This is a genomic window from Vibrio sp. 10N.261.52.C11, assembly GCF_041471405.1.
GTDB classification, from domain to species: domain Bacteria; phylum Pseudomonadota; class Gammaproteobacteria; order Enterobacterales; family Vibrionaceae; genus Vibrio; species Vibrio crassostreae_C.
This window is the reverse complement of record NZ_JBFROI010000040.1, coordinates 15412-36355: the sequence shown is the minus strand read 5'-3', so window position 1 is coordinate 36355 and position 20944 is coordinate 15412. Positions and strand designations below refer to the sequence as shown.

Here is a 20944-nt window from a genome sequence, read left to right as displayed (position 1 = left end):
GCAGTGCTAAAAAAGATATTACAGTGACCGTTCATGGCACCAATGATGCTCCCGTCGCATCGGCTGAAGTGCGTTTAGCGAATGGCTTGGAAGATACCCAAATAGTCCTCACCCCAGCACAGCTACTGGCCAATTCTAGCGATGTTGACGACAACGATATTGGCAAATTATCCATTGAAAACCTACAGGCTGACCATGGTGCTATTGCGTTAAATGCCGATGGCACATTTACCTTTACCCCAGAAAAAGACTATAACGGCGATGTACACTTCAGCTATGACGTTAAGGATGCACACAGTGGTGTGACCCACACTGGCGCATCAACGACGCTCTCGGCAGCTGGCGATGCTGCGATCTTCACCGGAGATAAAAGCGGTCAAATTACAGAAGATCGCCATGTACAAGGTGATGCTCAACATACGATATTTGTCACTGGCGTGTTGAATGTTATCGATCCTGATGCCAGTGAAGATCATTTTTACGCCACTCGTAATGCCCATGCGATCAGTGATCCCTATGGCGGTCATCTGACCATTGGAAAAGCCGGTGATTGGGCTTATTCGGTTCCCAATGCCAATATTCAGCACTTAGCGGCAGGGCAAGTCGAGCAGGTTCAATATGAAGTAACGACCGCTGGTGGTGATAAACAAATTATTACCATCAATGTGCATGGCACTAATGATAAACCAACAGTTTCTGAAGCTATCGCAGGTGCACATAACATTGATGAAGATGCTGCAAATGCGACCTCTGGGCAAATTATTATCAGCGATGTTGATCATAGCGATCAACATTCTGTCAGTATTGATAGCCAACATCAGCCACAGTATGGTTCTGTTACCTATAATAGCAATACACAAACTTGGGTCTACACACTTAATAACAGCAATAGCCATGTTAATGCTTTAAATAATGGTGAACAATTGACCGATAAGTTTTCTCTATTAGTCGATGATGGACACGGGGGCATTACAACTCAAGAAGTTGAAATGCGCATTGATGGACACAGCGATGTTCCACCAATGCCAACCCTAGTTGCCCCTGCAAAAATTACCGGCAGTGCAGGCAATCAGGACCTGCATGCCTCAATCGGAATTCCTCCAATTATTCACCAAGGAACGCCTACGCCAATGACAGGCTGGGGAATATCAGATCACCACGGACACTCTCTCACTGCATTACACGGTCAATTTGGTACTTTGCATGTCAATCCTGCAACCGGAGAGTTGAGTTACGATTACCAACAAACTTCATCAGGCGTCGTTAAGACACATACAGGAGGCTCTTACGGTAGTGGTACAGACGAAACCGACTCGTTTGTTTTAACCCTAGGAGGCGATCAAAACTCACAAGTCGCGGTGCACCTACATTTGCACTCGCAATCCGTCCATGGAAACAGCGGACATCACATTGACCAAACCACACTAACTGGCATGGATTTATCGCCAATCGCTCCATCACCTCCTCCAGCACCCGGCATGAGCCAAGCGGATGAACCGGATGCCTCTTTCAGCACCCCTGATGAAGTTACTCTTAATTTTGATGAGGTGACGGCAAACCTAGAACATACAGCGATAGGCGAACACGAACAGCGTTCTGGTGCCCATGCTTACCTAGACGCTCTGGGTATTAATGCTGACTCGCCGTCTATAGATTCACCGTCACACAATGTACCAGTAGCGCATGATATCGATATCATTTTCAGTGATGCCGAGAGTGCTTATGGGGCTGAGCAAACTGACGATGGTATGAGTGATGGGCTGTCTCACCATACCGATAACCCATCTATTGATGATTCTTTACACCATCATAATGACGTTGACGGACTGCCTGACATAGACCCAAATAACTAGAACATCACCCCTTCGGTTAGATAAAAAAAGGAGCACGGCATGTGCTCCTTTTTTATGCAAGCCAGAGTGGAGGACTTTACCTCTCTCCAAACGCCACGCTAACATTGGTATAAATCGGTTTCCATAAGTATTGGAACACCGACTTCTCGCCAGTTGTGATGTCTACTTCACCCGTCATACCCGGCAGTATGGAAAAGCTTTCAGGGTTATCACGGAAGTAAGGCGTATCAACCGACACTACAACTTCATAATAGATCTCGCCACGTTCGCTTTGACTTGTGGTCGGTGAAATACTCTCTACCGCCCCTTTTAAAGCCCCAAAGCGGCTGTAATCAAACGCATCAATCTTGACTCGAGTGGGCTGCCCAACACTCACAAAACCAATATCTCTTGGGGACAAACGTGCTTTGAAGTCAGCGTTCCCTCCGACAGGCACAATTTCAACTACCGTGCCACCCGGCTGAATAACACCACCATCCTGCGTGCTTGGTATGCTTTGCACCAAGCCTTGTAGCGGTGACACTAACATAGTGTTCGTCAATTTAGCTTGGCTTGAACGAACTCTAGCATTCAATGCTGATAAGTCAGATACGGCTTTAGAACGATCATCGCTCACTTTAGCTTTCGCTTCCGCCAGAAGCTGTATGATTTTTTGGTCATTACTGTCAGCTTGTCTAATCAATACCGACTTCTTACCACGAGCTTCTTCGATTTTCTGTTCGATACTGGCCAATTTTTGTCGCATTTCAAGCACACGTAAACGTGAAATGTTACCCGCTTTATAACCCTTCTCCAGTATGTTCAACTCTTGCTTAGTCGCATTTAACTCTTTCTCATAACTCGGCAAGGCCTTTTCTACGCTACGAAGCTGCTCTGCAATTTGCTCGCTCTCTTTCTCAAGCACCACACGCTTTTGGAAGTAGAGGGCTTTTTGCGCGTTCAGCTGCGCTTTTTGCTGGCTGACGATCTCTGGGTAATCGACCTCAAACTCAGCAAGGTTAGGCTCACGTTGCTCAAGCAACGCATTCATACGTTCCACACTGGCTAGAAGCGTCACTTGTTGGGACTTTAGCTCTTCAAGGGCGGTACGCTGGAAAGTGGCATCAAACTCAACAAGCGGCTGGCCTTTCTCTACCAACTGGCCTTCTTTAACAAGAATTTGCTTTAACTTTCCGCCAATCGCACTTTGTAATACTTGCTTCTCGCCTTCCGGAATCACAGCACCTTTGGCTTTGGCGATTTCATCAACTTGAGTGACTACAGACCAAGTGGCAAAAGCAATAACACATAAGGCAACCGACCATGTGGCCAGCGCCAATGTACGAGCCGTATTTTGTGATTCAACAAGCTCACCGTAGCGCTTGCCCTTCTCGATAGATTGTTTAGTCATTAGCGACTCCTTGCTTAGACTCTGATTGTTCTTGTTGGGCTGCATTTTGTTGAGCAGACGCCTCTTGAGTTGACGGCTGTAGCTCTTGAGATAACGGTTGCTCAGATAACTGCGGTTCTTGAGAAGCTTGAGGCTCTGAAGGCTGTTCCTGCTTCGAAGACTGCTCCGGCTCTAATGGACCGGCATAAACCACTGCACCTTCATTTAATACCACCACTTTATCGGCAAGCTTGATTAAATCCGGATCGTGGGACGTGTAAATCACCGTTGCTTTTCCTTTTTTCGATTGCACAAACTCACCAAACATACGTTTAGCATTTGGGTGAGCATCAGGCACAGGATTATCCATTAAGAACATTGGGTAGTCATAAACCAGCGCTTTCGCGTCAATGAGGATCTGCGCGACGCTGCCAGACAACATGTCAAAAAGGCTGTCCGGCTGAATACTGCTGATGGAAGTATCGAGCCCACCTGATAATGTCTCGAACCAACGCTTTCCACCGACCATTTCAATTGCAGAGATCATTTTCTGATCTTCGACTTTGTGACCGTCGTTTAGCCACTCTCGAATACTCAGCGTGAGCAAATCAGGATATGCGGCTCGAATGAAACACCAGTGGCGATAAAGCTGCGGATCGTATTGAACGAGGTTAACGCCTTCAAGCTCGACCATGCCATTTTGGATAGGCTGCAAGCCAGACAGCACTTCAATTAATGTTGATTTACCGCTCCCAGAAGGGCCGGTAATCGCGACAACTTCACCGGCTTCAATATCAAAACTCACACCATTCAAAGCGGGGCGACTCTGTTTGGGATAGCGCAGCGTCACTTGGTCTAATTTCAAGTTAGGCGCTACCACGGGTAACGGGTGATGCTGGTAACTGAATTCACGCTCAGACGGCTGAGACAAAATACGGTTCACTTGCAGCTTGGATTGATTAAAGCTATTAAAACGCATCGCGCTGTTTGCCAACACCTGAGCAGGACCCGTCACCTTAGATATCAACATCATTGAAGCAATCAAACCACCGGGCGTCATCACTTGTTCAAAAATAAGTCCTATGCCTAACCCCATCACGGCGAGTGTCGAGCCCACACCAATGAAATAGTAAATCGAGGTGTACCGACTCTGGAGAACCGATTGATTAAAGGTCACTGTTGAAGCAAGAAGATTGGCTTTTTTGAAACGTTGAATCCAGTGCTCTGAGAATCCAGCACTGCGAATAAAGGCAAGCTTGGATGACAGCTCATTAGTCATGTTTTGACGATTCGTACCTGCGACTGTCGATTGCATCGAGCGCTTGCTGCTAGAGCGTATCGAGCGTTTTGCTATCAAGTAATAAAGGATTAAAGAGACGACTGGAACCAGTACCAACCATCCGCCTAAAACTCCTATCGCTAGTACAAAAATTAGAATGAATGGTAGGTCAAATAACGCATTTCCTAATGGCCCCGATAGCACACCTGAAATACGCTCTGACAACATCACTTGGTTTTGCTGACTAGAAGAAGCTGTTTGCTGATTTTGAGCATAGCTATTACGAAGCAGACGCTGCACGAGGGATTGAGAAATCTCACGACTTACTCGGTTGGAAACTGAAGCAAACACTCGGCTACGTAATGTTCTCAACCAACCCATCATCACAAACAACAACGCCGCGCCAATGGCGATACCTTGCAACTCATGCCCTGCATCACCACCAATCACATGGTCATAAATCGACATCGTGATGAAGGGAACAGCAAGCGCAAATAAGTTAGTGATAAAGCTGACCAATAACAATTTAGGAATGATGGGGCGAAACGCATGTAACCTTTCACCAACCCAATCAGGAGAGGCCTTCTCTAATGGTGGCCCTTCGATAACAATACAAAACTGAGGGACATCGGTGATGTCGTTATTGGCATTAAAGGCAACAAATTGCTTGGATTCCAAATGACCAGAGACCAGCTCATGTTCACCAAGTACCAGTAAGACCAATTTATGTTCACCAACTTCATCTAGGTTGGCAACCAAGCGATAAGGCAGTGCAAGCCTGTCGAACAAGGCAAACATATCGTCGATTGATTCAATGCCATTTTCATCGACCCATTGATGTGCGAACAACTGGATATTAGCATTAACTTCCAACTGCTTAAGAACGGAAAGGCTCTCGGTTTCTAAATGATTCATCACCTCTTGTCGACCGCTGGTATCTGCACGGTTGTTCGTACCTGAAGGGTTACCAATATCTAAACGATTCATACGACGGCCTCCTGATTGCTCTCGCTGTCGGCCGTAATAGCTCGACTTTCCACTGTAATGATTCGATTAGCAAATTCGCGAAGCTTCGAATGGTAGCTCACCATCAGTATCGTGCGTCCTGCCGTTACTTCTTCTTCCAACACCTTAGCTAGATTCCCAAGGGCGTCTAAATCAAGTGAAGAATCCGGCCTTTCCAACATGATTATGGGTTTATCACTTGCCAATTGAGCCGCGATATTGAGCATTTTCACGTTACCCATACTCAACAAAGAAGCACTCGTATGGCCAATTTGTGTCTCTAGTCCATCGGGTAATCGAGTAATCTCTTTGGTTAAACCCAAACGCTTTGCATAGTCACTGGCGCTTTGCGTTTTCTCAGGGTCAAACCCGCACAAGTTGTCGAGAATAGTACCCGACACCAACAGCCCTTTAACGCCACAGTAGGCAGCAATATTGGTTACGGATGCGATTGAAACTGCAGCTCCGTTAATGAAGCACTCACCCGCTTTTAGATCATCAATACCTGCAATCGACGACAATAAATGACTGTTGGTGTGGCGATCCTCACTCTCTAACAAAACCAACTCACCTTTATTCAGTGTGACATCTGCATGAGAGAGTTCACCATATCTTTCAACGGTCGCTTGCTTGATTTCCAACGTCTCAAAGTCAGATAAGTGGTTCTCAACTTGCTCAGAATCTGAAGATTCCGATAATGATAAGTCACTCAATTTTTCTATTGCCTGATTGGCACTGTGTATTGAATTAAGCTTGATTCTAACCCCAACCAGAGCACTCAAAGGCGCAACCGCTCTGCCAGATAAGATAGAACATGCCGCCAAGCCACCAGTAGTTAACTGACCATCCAACACCCACAAGCTCCCCGTAATTACGAGTAAAACTGACGTGGCTAATGCGGCAAGCTGAATACATTCTTGGGCAAAGGCGTTCTGTTCTTCTTCTCTCGCTTTAGACTGAGAGCGAACGTTATTGAGGGATTTAAACTGATTGAAGATTCGAGACTCAACAGCCTGACGTTTGATTCCTTGAATGGTTTGGCTCAGTAAAATCAAGAACGCTTTTCGCTCCTGCTCATCTTGGGAAGCTTCTTCACTTAAGCTTTTAACGCGAATAGAAGATAACCAAACGATTCCGAGAGTAATCAGCCAAACTGCCAAAGGTATCGCCACCAGCTCACCGCCGATGTAAGCCACCAAGCCCAAGAAGATCAAGGCAAAAGGCAAATCAATAAAGCCTGCAATCACACCACCGGAATACCAATCTTTGACTTTGGATACAGAACCAAGCCCCTCTTCCACGCCGCCAACACCAATGTGGCGGAGATGGCCTGATGAAGCCGTTGTTACTCTTTCAACCAAAGTTTGATAGGTCGCTTTCTCGGTATTGCTGGCCGCGGCTGACAAAAGCCAAGTACGCACAAACCGGATTAATGCTTCCATGGCAACAGCCAACGCTGCACCCGCCAACAACAAAGTGGCAGTACCGTAACTTTGGTTAGGTAAAATACGATCGTAAATTTGTAAAACCGTTAACGGAACGGCGAGAGAGAGAAGATTTATGAGTAAAGAAGGCAGTAGGACTTTCCCCACCACCCCTTTGTTTTTCATTGAACTTGCGGGCATACACAATCCTTATCCATGCTTATGAAATAAGATTGGTACACCATGTTGAGTATTGCAAGGTAACGGACTGATTTAACGTGTTTTTCAATATAAATATGACACAGATCTTTCTACACAAATCTGTGGCTATACCCGTACCTTAAAAACGCTCCTTACAAATGCTCGTTACAAGCGCTCCTTACAAACAATTGTCGTAATCCGTTATCGCCTGCTTTAACTTTGAAAAGTCTGAGTTACATAAATACGGTCTCAACGCTTCAAACTTCTCTTCTGGCCACTCGTATATTTTGAATGAAATGAGTTCGTCAATAACGGACTCATCAAAGCGGTGTTTAACGACTTTAGCTGGAGAACCACCGACAATGCTGTATGGAGCGACGTCTTTAGTCACCACACTATTCGCTGCAACTACAGCGCCTTCGCCAATCGTCACACCGGCATCACCATCGCTCTCATGCCTAACCACACCCCATCTTCAATGTGAGTGCCACCTTTGCCAATGTAGGCATCGTCGATGACATCCATAAATGGGTACAGCGAAAACCAATCAACTCTGTGGGTATGGTTGCCACCCATCAAAATCACGACCTCTGCGCCAATGCAGACATAATCGCCGATATAGAGTTCGTCGATTTTCCATCGAGGCTCCCACTGGCGGCTGACTTCGTCGCCGTGTAAATAGCGCACTACCGATTGTTCAAAACCATTATCCCAGCAATCGCTGTAATAACTGTGTTGACCTTTTACATGAATATTGGGGTTGGTTACGACTTCATGCAGCAACTCGAATTTGGACCAATGCTTCTTTTGCATTTTTACCTCTGAATGATCTATTTAGTTTTATTCGTTAACGATCAAAATGTTCGACGATGCAAATCCAAGGTGCACAAACTAATGCCCTATAAACACACGGTTCACTGGGATGAATAATAAGTATCACGCTTAAATCATAGCAAAGTCGCTAAAACTAAAGAGGTGTCAGTGGATTCGAAGTTGCTTAAGAAGAGGAAGTAATTTCAAAGTTTGTCTAGTTTTTATCGATAACTTGGTTGGATAATTTACAGGCGTAGTGTATCTGTTTAGTCGCACCAATTTGACAGGAAGATGTGATTAATAAGGTTTCAAATTTCGTTTCGTGGAATACGGAATGAACAAGAGCCTGCGCGATTACACAGGCTCAAACTTAGACTTAGCTATAAACTTCGGATCTCTCTTGGAGCTGGGCTCAGCGACTACATGCGTGCAAGCTGTGCTTTTCTGTCTTTATTCACCACGCAGAAGTTACCGCGCTTCGTACGACACTTAGAGCACCGTTCGCATTCAACAGGGCTTCTATCCCCTTCCTTCCAACGCTTAACTAAATGGGGTTCAGAAAGCAGCGGTCTTGAAAGCGCGAAGTACTCAATGCCCGTGTTGTTTGCAATCGCTTCGATAGCATCGAAATCCGTTAGACCACCAACCGTGATCACTGGGATATTAACGTCTTGGCTGATCGCGTGACCATACTCATGGAAGTAGCCTTCAGCTTGAATGGTAAAACCATCGTGCGACTCGCCAATCATAGTGTCTGCTTTGCCATGAATATTGCCTGACACGACAATGCCATCCACGCCCACTTGTTCAAGCTTTTTACACACAATACGTGTTTCGTCGAAGGTCACGCCACCTTCAAAAAACTCCGAAGCTGTAAGCTTAACTAAGATAGGGAAATCATTACCCACCAGCTTGCGCGTCGCGGTATAGATCTCTAACAAAAATCTCATGCGGTTTTCTAAACTACCGCCGTACTCATCTTCACGTTGGTTGTAATAAGGGCTTAGAAATTGGTTAATCAGGTAAGTGTGAGCGGCATGAATTTCAACGCCATCAAAACCTGACTTCTGTGCTCTTAATGACGCTTGAGCAAAGGCATCAACAATGTAGTCGATCTCGCGTTTGGTCATCGCTTTGCCTAGTGTTTGAGTTCCTTTTTCTGGAACCTCACTTGGTGCGTAGATCACTCGCTCGCCAAGATCATGCGTGGTCTTTGTGCCACCGTATGCCAATTGCATGACGATTTTAGAGTCGTTGTCATGAACCAATTGAGTGAGCTTTTGATACTCTTCGATAAACGAGTCGTTATACATGCCCATCATGCCCGCATTTGGCTTTTCTTCTTCAACGATGTTCGCGTAACCCGTCACGATCAGGCCGACCTCACCTTGAGCCAACTCTTCGTAGATAGCGTACAGTTTATCTGTCATATGCCCATCTTCGGTGGCCATATTTTCCCACGTTGCACTTCTCATGAAGCGGTTCTTTAGTGTCATCTTGCCAATGTGGGTTTCTGTAAACAAAGTGCTCAAGTGTCTTCCTCTCAAAATCGTGTTACGCAAGTTACCCATTAAGCATGGGCACTGATTCAGGCGGATACTACAGAGAATAAGGCAGCGAAAACTTAATCTAGATTAAGAGAGCGGCACTCTCATGTGAGAAAGATATAGAAAGCATCAAAAAGAGATAAAAAAGATTGGAGAAATGGTAACAAAAGAAAGTCGCTAAGTTTTAATAAGCGACTTTGTTCAATTTAATCTGGACTAAGTCAATGGTTCTTACGAGAGGTGTCCACCTGCGAATTTCTGCCTGCTAACAGTTATTTGAACTCATAGGTGTAAGACGCGCCAACACTGTTATTTTCACCGAAATCGTCCTCAGCAAAAATAGTGAAGAAGTTGAATGATTGAGCGTCACTCAACTTGTAGCTAGCACCGACGCCTGCCCAATACCCTGAATAATCATCAGACCCCATTGAACCGCCACCGAAGCCCATAATCGACCACTCATCCGTAATCGTTTTTAAACCAAAGGCACCAATGTAGCCACCATGTGTTGAACTCGGCATCAATACATAATCAGAGCCAACGTTATCATCATCGAAAACCGCCACTTCGCCATCATTATAACTGTAGCCAGCCATAGGGAAGATTTGCCAACCGAACGGCTCAATGTCGAAATAACTCAGTGGTATAAATGTGCCAATACTGTAGTTGTTCTTATAAGCATCGTTGTCATATTCAGAACGGCTAAAGTTGAAGTTAACAATACCCATAGGCAACAGCCATGAGCCGCCTATTCGCCATTCTTCGCCATCTGCGTTAACACGAGCATTGATCATTCGTGCTTCATCAAGCCCAATAGACCCAGAGAACTGCAGATCTTCGTTATAAGCAACGCCAGCTTTGGTTACGATTTTAGTCGGATCATCAGGGTGCTTCTCTTCAGCAAAAGCACCCGTTGAAAATAAAGACACTAAAGTAATGATTAGTAGATTACGTAATGTCATTAGAAGGTCGCGCTAACACCAACAAAGTGGATACGGCCATCGAACGAACCATTCAACAGATTAACTTGACCAAATCGACCATATCGATCCATCTCAACTGAACCCAAATCAGCGTATTCATAGAACACATCAATTAAGATGTCGTCCCAGTAGGTAGATGCGCCAACTGAGTAGCGGTACTGTTCACCCACAGGAAGGTCAACCCATTGCATTGACGGATCGTCTTGCGGAGAAGTTTCGTAAGAGAAGCCAGCTTTCAAACGCCAGTCTGAATTCAATTGATAATCCGCACCTACCGCAAATTTCCAAACGTCATCCCAGTCACGCTCAATCGGAACACCATTAATTGGACTTCCTGCTATTCCAAAATCAAGAACGGTTGTATCCCATTCACTCCAACGATGGAACTGAATACTAGCAAGCAGGTCAAGTTGAGAGTTCAAAGCATAGCTCGCACTGACATCGATGATTTCAGGTAAAGCAATATCAGTTGATAATGAATTCAATACGCCTTGGTTAATAACGCCATTTACATCATTGTTAAACTTATGCTCTAGCTTAGAACGGTAACTTGCGCCCAGCTTAAGTTTATCTGTCGGTGTGTACATTACGCCAAGGTTATAGCCGTATGCCCAGTCAGTATCTTGCTTCGCAGTAAGCATTGACGTTGTTTGTTGGAATGCAGCCCAACTGAATTGCACACCCGCGCCTACTGACCATTGGTCATTCAGCTTATAACTCAGTGATGGGTTCACTTGCATTGCAGTAAGAGTGATATCTTCTAGAAGTGCAGCACCCGCCCAATCACTGCCGTAATCAAGGCTAGAGCCGCCAACAGCGCCAAGCGCGATACCAAGGTGTAATTTGTCTGTGACTTGATGAGCGTGGAAGGCACCAAATGACGGCATTACGGAATGAGCTTTACCATCTGGATTACCACCGTTATCTTGATACTTCATTTCAAGATCGAATGCCATGGTGTTGATGGTCGTTTTGCTTTCGCCCATGTGAGACATAGTGGCAGGGTTTGTCCACATCGCCGCTGCAGATCGAGTGTAAACACCATCACCAGCGCCAGTAGTACCAGCGTTGGCAACGACAGCTTCTTGCAAAAACAGGCCACTTGCGAATGCATTTAAGCTCGTAAAAATTGCAGTGGCAGCTAGAGAGTAAGTAAAAGTTTTGTTCATCAGAGCGCTCATTTAGCCTTAGACATTAAATTGCTCTAAGGTTACCGCAAAGCTCAATAAACAAAGGGAATATCCATTATTCCTGTACAAGCGCTATTTAAACTTTCTGGCGACGTAAGGGCGTGGTTTGTCTCGATGAATTTCACGTTGAGCAGCAATCGCCCTGTTCTTACCTAACCCAACCTTTATCTGATACCAAGTTTCGCAGAATACAGCCATGCCCGGGCTTGACCACCAAGTCTTGTTGTAGAGCTTCTTGTTAGCAGCGACGACATCTGGCGACCGATTCGCACACTCAAGTGCCAACGCATAGGCTTCAGCGTAAGGATCTTCGGCAATCTTGGTCACCAACCCATATTCTTTAGCGGTTTCACAGTCGATCACTTTGGCCGTCATCGCCATTTCAAGGGTGTGATCTTTACGCATCAGCTCTCTAAAAGCGATAGCGCCTCCCATGTCTGGAATCAGACCCCACTTTGCTTCCAATATAGAGAAGTTCGCATCCGGGCTAGCAATTCTAAAATCACCCCCACTGACCAATTGCAGGCCGCCTCCCCAACAACGACCATGAATCGCAAAAATGACAGGGCATGGAATATCTCGCCAACCCAATGAAAAGCGTTGTGCAGCGTTAGGCAATGTCGGTAGCCATTTAAACAAGAGCTTCATCGCCCCAGATTTACTGGTTAATAGGGACTTAACATCAAGCCCTGAACAAAAATCAGAACCCTCACCTTTTACTATTACGGCACGAATCTCGGTGTTCTTTTTCAGCTGAGTCACCATGTTATTCACGCCTTGAAACATTGCCATATCAATAGCATTGAGCTTATCGGGTCGATTCAACACAACCGTCGCAATTTGGTTTTCATCGATAGAACAAGTAATACGATCGAGGTTTGGCATGGTGGCTACCTTATCAGTGGTCAGACCTTTAGGTTATACATTTTATTAACATATGCCAAACTTGCACATTAAGAAGCGAGACCTGTGTTGCTTAACGTCTTTCCCTTTACACAAACGACATCAACAAAAAAGCAGTGATGGATCGCTCCATTCACTGCTTTTCATCCGTAGCTTTTATCGCCAATGGCTTTGATTGCCAGTAGCTTTGATTAGCAATGGCTTTCGGTCATGAGCAAAACCTATGTTCTTCGAGATTTCAGTAGCAAGAAGATGAAGTAGCTACCACCAATAATTGAAACTAACGTCCCTGCTGCAAGCTGCGCTGGGAACACCACCACTTGCCCTAGCCAATCGGCGAATAGCATCAATGCTGCACCAATTAAAAACGACAAGATGATCTGCTCTCGAACCAAACGAGCCCCCACCATTGCAGCGATATGCGGAGCTAACAAGCCGACAAACGCGACAGGCCCCATGGTTGTTGTCACGACCGAGCATAAGATCGCAACAATACACAACAGTGCCACGTATGCGATATTGATATTCAACCCTCTGGCACTCGCGAACTGTCGTCCAGTCGCAATTAAGGTCACCCAACGGCTCAGTAACAGAGCAACACCAATACAAGCCGTTATCACTACTGCCATTATAGTGGCTGATTCAGGCTCCACACGGTAAGTAGAGCCGGCTAACCAAGCCAATAATGTGTATTTCCCCTCACCCACTCGCGTTAAAGAGAATTGCACCAAAGCTTCCAAGACTGCGGTCAGCGAAATACCGGTAAGGATCAAAATCGATGGCGCAAACTGATGCTTCTTGCCAAGGAACAATAATAGACAGAGTGCAATCGCACTGCCTAAGAAAGCAATCCAAGGGCTCAATGAGTGAATCGAATATCCCATAAACAAGCTGCTGAAAATCAAAGCTAGAACCGCACCCGCCGACACACCAAGAATGTCTGGGCTTGCGAGCGGATTGTAGACCAACCTTTGTAAAATCACCCCAGCCACCGCTAAGCCACCACCAGCGAATATCGCGGTTAACATTCTCGGCCAACGAATAGACCATTCAAATGCATCTGGGATAACAAAGTAGCCCATATCAGAAGAAGGCTGTGACAATGCGCTCAACGCGAACAACCCGAAGATCATCAAGCCCAACAAGAAGTAAGCCAAAGATGAAATAGACTTCGGACCTTTAGGCATTGAGAAAAACAACTGATCTTGAGCAGACATTTGCTTTCTCGCAATAATGATCAACGCAGGAGCACCAATCACTGCGGTTGCCGTCCCTGTTGGAATCATGTCCAAAGACCATTGCGCCAAGAAGATCGCCAAGCTGTCGGTGACACAAAGTAATAGCGCACCTAATACACAACTCGCGATGAGTTCAGATTTAGCCTTTAGAAAACCTAGATGCCTAGCGATGTTCGGAGCAATCAAGCCGATAAAGCTGATCACGCCCACTTCGGTAATCGACACTGAAACCAACCAAACGCCGATTGCCATTAGCACAAAGAAGGTCGTGCCAATATTGAGCCCGCGCGCCGCAGCCCCTTCAGTGCCGATGGAAAGCAAAGTCAGAACTCGCGGAGCTAAGAAGAATATGGCAAAAATCGGCAACAGCTTAGGCATCAACCAAAGCACTTGTTCCCAGCCATTTTGCCCTAGGTCGCCCGCTCCCCATACAAACAGATTTTGTGCGTACTGATCGTTGAGCAGAATAATCGCCGTTGCAAATGCCCCTAATAACAAGTTGACCGCCATACCCGCCAATACAATTGGCAAGCCGCTCATGTTTTTGCTTCCGACAATCGAAACAATCAGCCCCATCGCAAGCAGCGCACCGACCAAAGCAAACCAAACTGAATACTGAGCGACCAACATCGGCGCCACCACATTCAGAATAACCAGACCAAGCCATGCACCTGACGATGTACCTAAGGTTAACGGGGACATCATGCGATTCTGTGTCAGTTGTTGAAACAAGCTGCCGATGGTGCCAAGTGTTGCGCCAACCAAGATCGCCATCACCAAGCGAGGTAAGTTGACATAGGCTAACGCCATCAACTCAAATGAATCATCAACCATTGAGTTGAATGTCGCGATGTCACTGATCTGTGAGACTTGCTGAAGCAACTCACCAATAGGACCAAATTCCGACTGCCCTAACCATAAATGAACAAGGGCAGCACAAAGCAGCGCAGCCCCCATCATAAAACCACTGGATTTCATTACTGCTCCGCTAGCGTCAACAACGATTGCGCCATGGCTTCTGCGTTATACAAGATCGACATAGCACCGCCGTAGCTCCAACTTGCCGCTACTGGGCTAAATTGACCATTGCGAACAAAGGGCATGCTCTTCCAAACCGGAGAACGGTTTAGCTTGTCTTGATATGGGAAAGGTTCAAAGTAAAGCGCAATGCCGTTCTTCACGTTCTTAAGCTCGGTCATGCGTTTTTGACTGATGCCCCACTGACTTGCAGGAAGATCCATCGCATTGTCAAAGCCAAGCTGCTCAAGTGCGTATTGTGGAATCGAGTTATCGCCATAAATGAACACCGATGTAGTACTCGCAAAACGGAAAGAAGTGACTTTCGGTTTGTCGCCCGGATACGCTTTATCTAACTCAGCTTTTAGAACAGCGATACGCTCATCCATTGCGGCCAGCTTTTGGTTCGCTTGTTCTTCTTTACCAAGCAACTGGCCGATCTTCTTGAAATTCTCAATAGCAGCCGCTGCATTGCTGTGTTGTTCGCTGTACGTTTGGTAGTAAAGCACGGGCGCAATTTCAGAAAGTCGTTCCTGAAGATCTTTCTGAGGAGAAGCGATAAGAATCACATCAGGGTTTAGCTTTTTAAGCGCCGAAAAGTTAGGTTCAGTTCGAGTGCCAATATCCGCCACGCCTTCTGGAATCGCAGGCTGAACAACCCAATCGGTATAACCTGCAATATCAGGTACCGCTACTGGTGTAACACCGAGTTCAATCACTTGTTCGGCTATGTCCCAGTTCAGCGCAGCCACTCTAACAGGCTGAGCTTCAAGGGTTTTAACACCCTCACTGTCTTCAACTTGAAAGTTGGCCATCGCTTGAGCTGATAACAACAAGCTCAATGAGACAATGAACGAACTCACTTTAGGAAAACGAGAAGTAAAATAGTTGGCTTTCATATAATCACTGTCACTTTTTAATTGTTTATTTAACGACAAAAGCAGCCTACACAGGCTGCTTAGATTTATGTATTCAAATGAATCAGAACTCGTAGTTCACGCTGAGTTCTACTGACTGCTCTGCACCGAACCAACAGTTCGATTGGTCGTAGCAGGTGTAGTACTCTTCATTAAACAGGTTGTTAACCAGCAAGTTAGCCGTTGCACCTGACAGAGTTTCACTTGCTTCCCCTAGGTCATAACCTACGGATAAATCGACAACCGTATATGATGGTACTTTTCCTTGAGTATTCGTTGCATCCATCTCCATTTCACCCATGTAACGAGCACCTGCACTGAAGCGAGTTCCCGATAAAGCACCACCATAGACATAGTAATTGCTCCATAGATTAGCGGCATGTGTCGGTACATAGATTGGTGTCGTTCCTTCAAGGTCAGGGTTTGCATCTTCCGTTACTTCCATATCGACGTATGTATAGCTCGCGTTCACATCCCAATCTTCCGTTACAAACCATCTGCCTTCGACTTCGACACCTTGAGAACGCACTTCGCCTAACTGAATCTTAGAGCGATACGTTGGATCCGATGGATCGGCAGCAATTGAATCTTTCTTAGTAATGTAAAAGTATGATGCTGTAAGTTGCTGTGCCATATCAGCAGACAGGTATTTCACACCTAGTTCGACTTGCTCACCCAGCTGAGGTTTTAAAGAGTTACCGTTAATATCGGTACCAGCAGCTGGTTCAAAACTCGTCGCGTAACTTACAAATGGAGAGATGCCATTATCTAACTCATACAAAGCACCTACGCGGTAAGAGAACTGATTGTGATCCGCTTTTTCTGTGCCATCGCTTGTTGGATAAATGCTCGTTTTTTCGTCACTCGCTTTGAACATGTCGTAACGTCCACCAGCAAGTAAAACCAGCGCGTCGTAGCGAACTTGATCTTGGAAATACAAGCCCAGTTGCTCGGTCGTGATGTCATGTGATTCACGATAATTCTCTTGTAGCTGACTCTTATCAAGCAAGTCATTATTTGGGTTGTATGCGTTAAATCCGTAGAAACCAGCGTTCGCGGTGAACTCTTGATACAAAGAGTCGCCCGTCAGTTTTAGGTAATCGAGACCAAACAATAAGTTATGCTCTAGCCCAGCAACCTCGACGCGACCTGATACTTGGTTGTCGATAACAAAGCTTTGAGAGTCTTCATCCGTGCTATACACATTTCGAATTAAGCTACCAGTTGCGGCGTTAAAATTCGTACCGCGATGGTAGGTGTTTTCTTGATATAGCGACGCATCGGAATAACGAGCGTTCTGAAGGAAAGTCCAGTTGTCATTGATTTGGTGGTTAATTTTGTAACCTAACATCAAGACTTCACGTTCAAAAGTACTCCAGTTCTTGTCGCCCATCGACACAGATGGATCACTTGCCTTCAATACTTCGAGCGGCATTGCAGAGTTAGTACCCATTGACGGATCATTCTGATAGTAAAGATTGAAGTTAATAAGTGTTCGATCAGATACCTGCCAATCTAGCGATGGAGCAATCACATAACGCTCTTCTTCAGCGTTATCAACTTGGCTGTCTTGTTTACGAGCGAGTGCAACTAAACGATATGAAAAGTCACTGTCACCTAACTGACCTGAAGTATCAATTGACGCTTCCATCAAGTTTCTTGAGCCTGTAGATACACCCACTTTTGTCGACCCGTCTTCTTGCGGTGCCTTCGCGATCATGTTGACCATACCACCCGGCGGCATCGATCCATACAACACAGACGTAGGGCCTTTAAACACCTCAACTTGCTGAATCGCAATAGGGTCGATCTGAGGTTGCAGGTTCCATCCAGTCAGGAACGGCAGAATCAAGCCATCGTAGTAACTCTGATTGTTACTAAACCCACGAATCGAGAACGTATCGTACATGGTTACTGATGCGCCCTTTTGCTCAGTCACAACACCCGGCGCGTATCTAAGCGCTTGGTTAAGAGACTTTACACCTCGTTGCTCTAACTGTTCTTCATCAATGACTGTAATACCTTGAGGTGTTTCTTCCGGCTCAAGTGCCGATTTTGTGGCTGTATTACGATAGGCTTTACCCATAATAGTGACAGTTTCTATATTCGAATCTGCCGCAGTAACGGTTTCTTCCGCCAATGCTTGCGCTGAGAACGCAGTCAGCAACGCTACTGCCAATGATGAATACTTAAAACGAGTGTGAGTGGTCATAATTCCCTCGGTACCAATGCTTAATATAAATAATAATAAATCTCATTTGCATTGTATGTATCTAGAGGTGGGATAATTAACAATTTGGTGCAAATTCAAAAAGAACTTGACCTATTTTTAGTCGAAAACGGTCAATTGATGATTAAAAAGACAATTGACCCTATTGATAGGAAGGCTTTGCTAGAAGAGAGTGAGCGGGAATATGACTACGATTTAATAATAGGAACCCAGTACTCCATTTCAGCGTCAGAGGCATGTGCTTGATAGGCAAACGGGTACACTTCAAGCTCATATCCATCGACGCCACGATAACCTGAACTTGGCATCCAATTCAGCACAAACCAACTCAAGGTGTGTCGTAAATTCTCAATTGGACCACAGTGCTTCACTACAGCATAAGTTTGCTTAGGAACCGTCAGTACCTCTAATCTTTCAGAGATAATACTCGGTAATTGCGGGATTGAAATTCCTTCCTGAAGTTCTACCCCTGCCCAATAGTGAATATTAGTCCCGTCAAAGCAAGACTGAGTCAGGTCAACCACGCCAATGAACTGGAGCACGTTGTCGTCAGGGATCTCAACTTCACCTTCTAAACGTGACCATAGCTGAGGGACTTTCTGAGCGAAGTCTTGCGTGAGTGAAAACAGACCACTGATTTCTGATGTCATGCCTTTCACTAGGAAAGACTCTCTTTCATCAATGCGCACTTCCACAAAGCTTAACGCCCCTTTTTCAGAAGTACTCGCTGTTTCAGATACTTGTATCGGCTTTCTTAGCCCGACTCTTTTGCCTGCTTTTCTATACTGACTTGGGCTAGACCCAAACATCTGCTTAAACGAGCGGCTAAAGCTTATTTCTGAATTGAACCCGAGCCCAAGAGCAATATCTATCACGCGATCTTTTCCATCAAGCAGGTGTTCTGCAGCTTGGCTTAACTTTAGCTCTCTCACATAGTTAGCCACAGTAAGCCCTGTTTCGGCTTGAAACACTCTCTGAAGCTGCCAACGAGACCAACAGCTTTGTGTCGCAATATCTTCTAACGATAGCGAGGAGCTAAGGTTCGAATGGATATAGGTTAAAACGCGACTGATACGACCAAATGCAGGTGTGTTCATATTTAAGCTTTCATATTCTCTATAGTTGACAGCGACATATTCGATTCACCAATACTTTTATCATTTAAAACGGCTTTTATCACTCAAAAAAAGAAGCGCTCATGTGTGTTCTATAAAATGACCAAAAGATAGAGGCACCGAGTAGATGCTCCATTTTGTATGGTTATCCTCGATTATGTCCGTTATGATAACGCTACTGATTCTCATTTAATGGTTTATGATGCTTTCCCAGCTGCACAATATTATCACTCGTCGGAGAGCCCCGTCTCTACATCAGAAAATCTTCGCTCACTCAAAACAAGTGACATCTTATTTAAGTGGAAGCTTTGGTGTTCTGCATAGCAAGAGCATTGCAATAACGAATGATGATAGCCATAAAGAAATCAAACGAGTTTACGATGGCCTTGCGCAGAGCCACCCTGAAGCAGGCAAAGCCTATTGGTTAACCCGAACGTGGGATCTGGTTTGCTGGCAACCAATCTACGTGACCTTTATATCTATCTACGGCCTTCATTCACTGCCTGATATTAAGAACATCGGCCAGTTTAGGTACAAAGAATTTGTCACAGGCTACCGTTTCTTTAATGGTGATCATCAACACGGTTCACCAGAAGAACTGATTCCACAAGCAGGCGAAGCTATTCTTGCACTCACAGAGTTTTATCGTAGCCAGATTAGTGAGTGGACACGTATTCGTCCGGGGTTTACCAATCATCTACTTGCTGATCTATTATTAGGCAGCTTGATAAAACTACAGCAGCACGAACCGAGCCTAACCAACGATTATATCACTGAACAAGCTAAGCTTTGGTTAGAAGCATGCCAGTTACCTGAAAATCATTTAAACAGCCTTAAAATAGACGCTGATTCGGGGATGCTAAAACTGATCAGAATCAGCTGCTGCTTAGTTTATAAGTGCGACTCTAGAAAGTATTGCGACGATTGCCCAAGACATCCCGACAACAAAAAAACAGCTCAATAACACCCTCTATTTTTAAAAGCCAATAAAGCTCGTTTAATTTCACTGAAGCGCTTTATTGGTCTAGGCACAGGACTGACATGTTTCAGCTTTCAAACATCAAAATTGTTCGTGATGAACGAACGATTCTCTCAATCGAAGACCTCTCGATTCCGACCAACGAACTGACCGTCGTTCTTGGCCATAATGGTTCGGGTAAATCTACACTCGTTAATTTACTCTCAGGGCAGATGTCACCAGATCATGGCAGCGTGGAACTAGACGGCGCTTCCCTCTCTTCATTCAAAAGCAAAGACTTAGCCAAGCAGATTGCTTATTTACCGCAAAAACTCCCCGCTTCTGCTGGCTTAACTGTCGAAGAGCTGGTTCGTTTAGGGCGTTTCCCATGGAGAGGCGCACTAGGCCGTTGGAATTCAGAAGATAAGTCGATCATCCAGCAAGCAATGGAAAGAACCGGTGTTACTGAATTCTCACAAGCATTAGCGGATGACTTATCTGGTGGTGAACGTCAACGAGCGTGGGTCTCTATGTTACTAGCTCAACAGTCACCGGTATTGATCCTTGATGAACCGACTTCTGCACTGGATGTTCATCATCAATTTCAGCTAATGGGCTTACTGTCTGAACTCAACAAAAAAGAAGATGTTGGGGTGATCGTTATTTTACACGATTTGAACCTAGCGCTTCGTTACGCGACGCATATTGTCGCCCTGAAAAAAGGTCAGATTGCGTTCGAAGGCAGCGCGGATAAGTTACTCGATGAAGAGGCTTTGTCAGCACTGTATGAGTCCCCTATCCGACTGATCGATCATCCAGCGCCAGCCAATACTGCAGCAAGTGAGAAGGTTGCAGTCGTCTGTGAATAGTTCGGGCATTTCAGTCTAAGCTCTAAGCTCTAA

At 45.4% G+C, this 20944-nt stretch carries 14 protein-coding genes and 1 pseudogene; 3 read left to right on the top strand and 12 right to left on the bottom strand.

The genetic code is table 11. The features are described 5' to 3' along the window. The coding region (locus tag AB4323_RS16460; RefSeq protein ID WP_372152901.1) for a VCBS domain-containing protein at nucleotides 1–1853 on the top strand (1853 nt) is incomplete at its 5' end. A 76-nt stretch (nucleotides 1854–1929) separates the two neighbouring features. Here the strand turns inward: AB4323_RS16460 and AB4323_RS16455 are convergent. From AB4323_RS16455 to AB4323_RS16400, 12 genes and pseudogenes are all read right to left on the bottom strand, one after another. Continuing rightward, nucleotides 1930–3243 carry an HlyD family type I secretion periplasmic adaptor subunit gene (locus AB4323_RS16455; protein ID WP_017061737.1) on the bottom strand — a complete coding sequence of 438 codons (1314 nt, stop codon included), beginning with the start codon at nucleotides 3241–3243 and terminating at the stop codon, nucleotides 1930–1932. Then, complete coding sequence (locus AB4323_RS16450; RefSeq protein WP_372152899.1) at nucleotides 3236–5488, bottom strand: ABC transporter transmembrane domain-containing protein; 2253 nt, start codon at nucleotides 5486–5488, stop codon at nucleotides 3236–3238. Before AB4323_RS16450 ends, AB4323_RS16455 begins: the two co-directional genes overlap by 8 nt. After that, on the bottom strand, nucleotides 5485–7131 hold the full coding sequence (locus AB4323_RS16445) for an ABC transporter ATP-binding protein (protein WP_108152108.1): 1647 nt from the start codon (nucleotides 7129–7131) through the stop codon (nucleotides 5485–5487). Before AB4323_RS16445 ends, AB4323_RS16450 begins: the two co-directional genes overlap by 4 nt. 178 nt (nucleotides 7132–7309) lie before the next feature. Beyond that, a pseudogene (locus tag AB4323_RS16440) lies at nucleotides 7310–7944 on the bottom strand (CatB-related O-acetyltransferase). A gap of 419 nt (nucleotides 7945–8363) precedes the next feature. Next, on the bottom strand, nucleotides 8364–9476 hold the full coding sequence (locus AB4323_RS16435) for an NADH:flavin oxidoreductase (RefSeq protein ID WP_372152897.1): 1113 nt from the start codon (nucleotides 9474–9476) through the stop codon (nucleotides 8364–8366). 287 nt (nucleotides 9477–9763) lie between these two features. Then, the gene (locus tag AB4323_RS16430; protein WP_102393100.1) at nucleotides 9764–10453 is read right to left on the bottom strand and encodes a hypothetical protein; all 690 of its coding nucleotides are present in this window, start codon (nucleotides 10451–10453) and stop codon (nucleotides 9764–9766) included. Then, nucleotides 10453–11643: an OmpP1/FadL family transporter gene (locus tag AB4323_RS16425; RefSeq protein ID WP_017070530.1), complete on the bottom strand. Its 1191-nt coding sequence runs from the start codon at nucleotides 11641–11643 to the stop codon at nucleotides 10453–10455. The genes AB4323_RS16430 and AB4323_RS16425 overlap by 1 nt, the downstream gene beginning before the upstream one ends. 93 nt (nucleotides 11644–11736) lie before the next feature. Beyond that, on the bottom strand, nucleotides 11737–12549 hold the full coding sequence (locus tag AB4323_RS16420) for a crotonase/enoyl-CoA hydratase family protein (RefSeq protein WP_017064440.1): 813 nt from the start codon (nucleotides 12547–12549) through the stop codon (nucleotides 11737–11739). Between the two features lie 239 nt (nucleotides 12550–12788). After that, complete coding sequence (fhuB, locus tag AB4323_RS16415; RefSeq protein WP_372152896.1) at nucleotides 12789–14783, bottom strand: Fe(3+)-hydroxamate ABC transporter permease FhuB; 1995 nt, start codon at nucleotides 14781–14783, stop codon at nucleotides 12789–12791. Further along, entirely contained in the window at nucleotides 14783–15721 is a 939-nt protein-coding gene (locus tag AB4323_RS16410; protein WP_102333675.1) for an iron-siderophore ABC transporter substrate-binding protein, read from the bottom strand. Before AB4323_RS16410 ends, fhuB begins: the two co-directional genes overlap by 1 nt. Before the next feature lie 82 nt (nucleotides 15722–15803). After that, on the bottom strand, nucleotides 15804–17951 hold the full coding sequence (locus tag AB4323_RS16405) for a TonB-dependent siderophore receptor (RefSeq protein WP_102333676.1): 2148 nt from the start codon (nucleotides 17949–17951) through the stop codon (nucleotides 15804–15806). A gap of 206 nt (nucleotides 17952–18157) precedes the next feature. After that, on the bottom strand, nucleotides 18158–19066 hold the full coding sequence (locus AB4323_RS16400; protein ID WP_017086415.1) for an AraC family transcriptional regulator: 909 nt from the start codon (nucleotides 19064–19066) through the stop codon (nucleotides 18158–18160). Nucleotides 19067–19286: 220 nt separating this feature from the next. Between AB4323_RS16400 and AB4323_RS16395 the strand changes: the two genes are divergently transcribed. Next, entirely contained in the window at nucleotides 19287–20048 is a 762-nt protein-coding gene (locus tag AB4323_RS16395; RefSeq protein ID WP_372152894.1) for a siderophore ferric iron reductase, read from the top strand. A 77-nt stretch (nucleotides 20049–20125) separates the two neighbouring features. Then, complete coding sequence (locus tag AB4323_RS16390) at nucleotides 20126–20911, top strand: ABC transporter ATP-binding protein (RefSeq protein ID WP_372058427.1); 786 nt, start codon at nucleotides 20126–20128, stop codon at nucleotides 20909–20911. Nucleotides 20912–20944 lie beyond the last annotated feature (33 nt).

What these genes read in the sequence shown, in the direction of transcription:
- fhuB (WP_372152896.1), bottom strand. Translation starts at nt 14,783, where the DNA reads ATGAAATCCAGTGGTTTTATGATGGGGGCTGCGCTGCTTTGTGCTGCC.
- AB4323_RS16390 (WP_372058427.1), top strand. Translation starts at nt 20,126, where the DNA reads ATGTTTCAGCTTTCAAACATCAAAATTGTTCGTGATGAACGAACGATT.
- AB4323_RS16400 (WP_017086415.1), bottom strand. Translation starts at nt 19,066, where the DNA reads ATGAACACACCTGCATTTGGTCGTATCAGTCGCGTTTTAACCTATATC.
- AB4323_RS16450 (WP_372152899.1), bottom strand. Translation starts at nt 5,488, where the DNA reads ATGAATCGTTTAGATATTGGTAACCCTTCAGGTACGAACAACCGTGCA.
- AB4323_RS16405 (WP_102333676.1), bottom strand. Translation starts at nt 17,951, where the DNA reads ATGACCACTCACACTCGTTTTAAGTATTCATCATTGGCAGTAGCGTTG.
- AB4323_RS16425 (WP_017070530.1), bottom strand. Translation starts at nt 11,643, where the DNA reads ATGAACAAAACTTTTACTTACTCTCTAGCTGCCACTGCAATTTTTACG.
- AB4323_RS16430 (WP_102393100.1), bottom strand. Translation starts at nt 10,453, where the DNA reads ATGACATTACGTAATCTACTAATCATTACTTTAGTGTCTTTATTTTCA.
- AB4323_RS16455 (WP_017061737.1), bottom strand. Translation starts at nt 3,243, where the DNA reads ATGACTAAACAATCTATCGAGAAGGGCAAGCGCTACGGTGAGCTTGTT.
- AB4323_RS16410 (WP_102333675.1), bottom strand. Translation starts at nt 15,721, where the DNA reads ATGAAAGCCAACTATTTTACTTCTCGTTTTCCTAAAGTGAGTTCGTTC.
- AB4323_RS16445 (WP_108152108.1), bottom strand. Translation starts at nt 7,131, where the DNA reads ATGCCCGCAAGTTCAATGAAAAACAAAGGGGTGGTGGGGAAAGTCCTA.
- AB4323_RS16420 (WP_017064440.1), bottom strand. Translation starts at nt 12,549, where the DNA reads ATGCCAAACCTCGATCGTATTACTTGTTCTATCGATGAAAACCAAATT.
- AB4323_RS16395 (WP_372152894.1), top strand. Translation starts at nt 19,287, where the DNA reads ATGCTTTCCCAGCTGCACAATATTATCACTCGTCGGAGAGCCCCGTCT.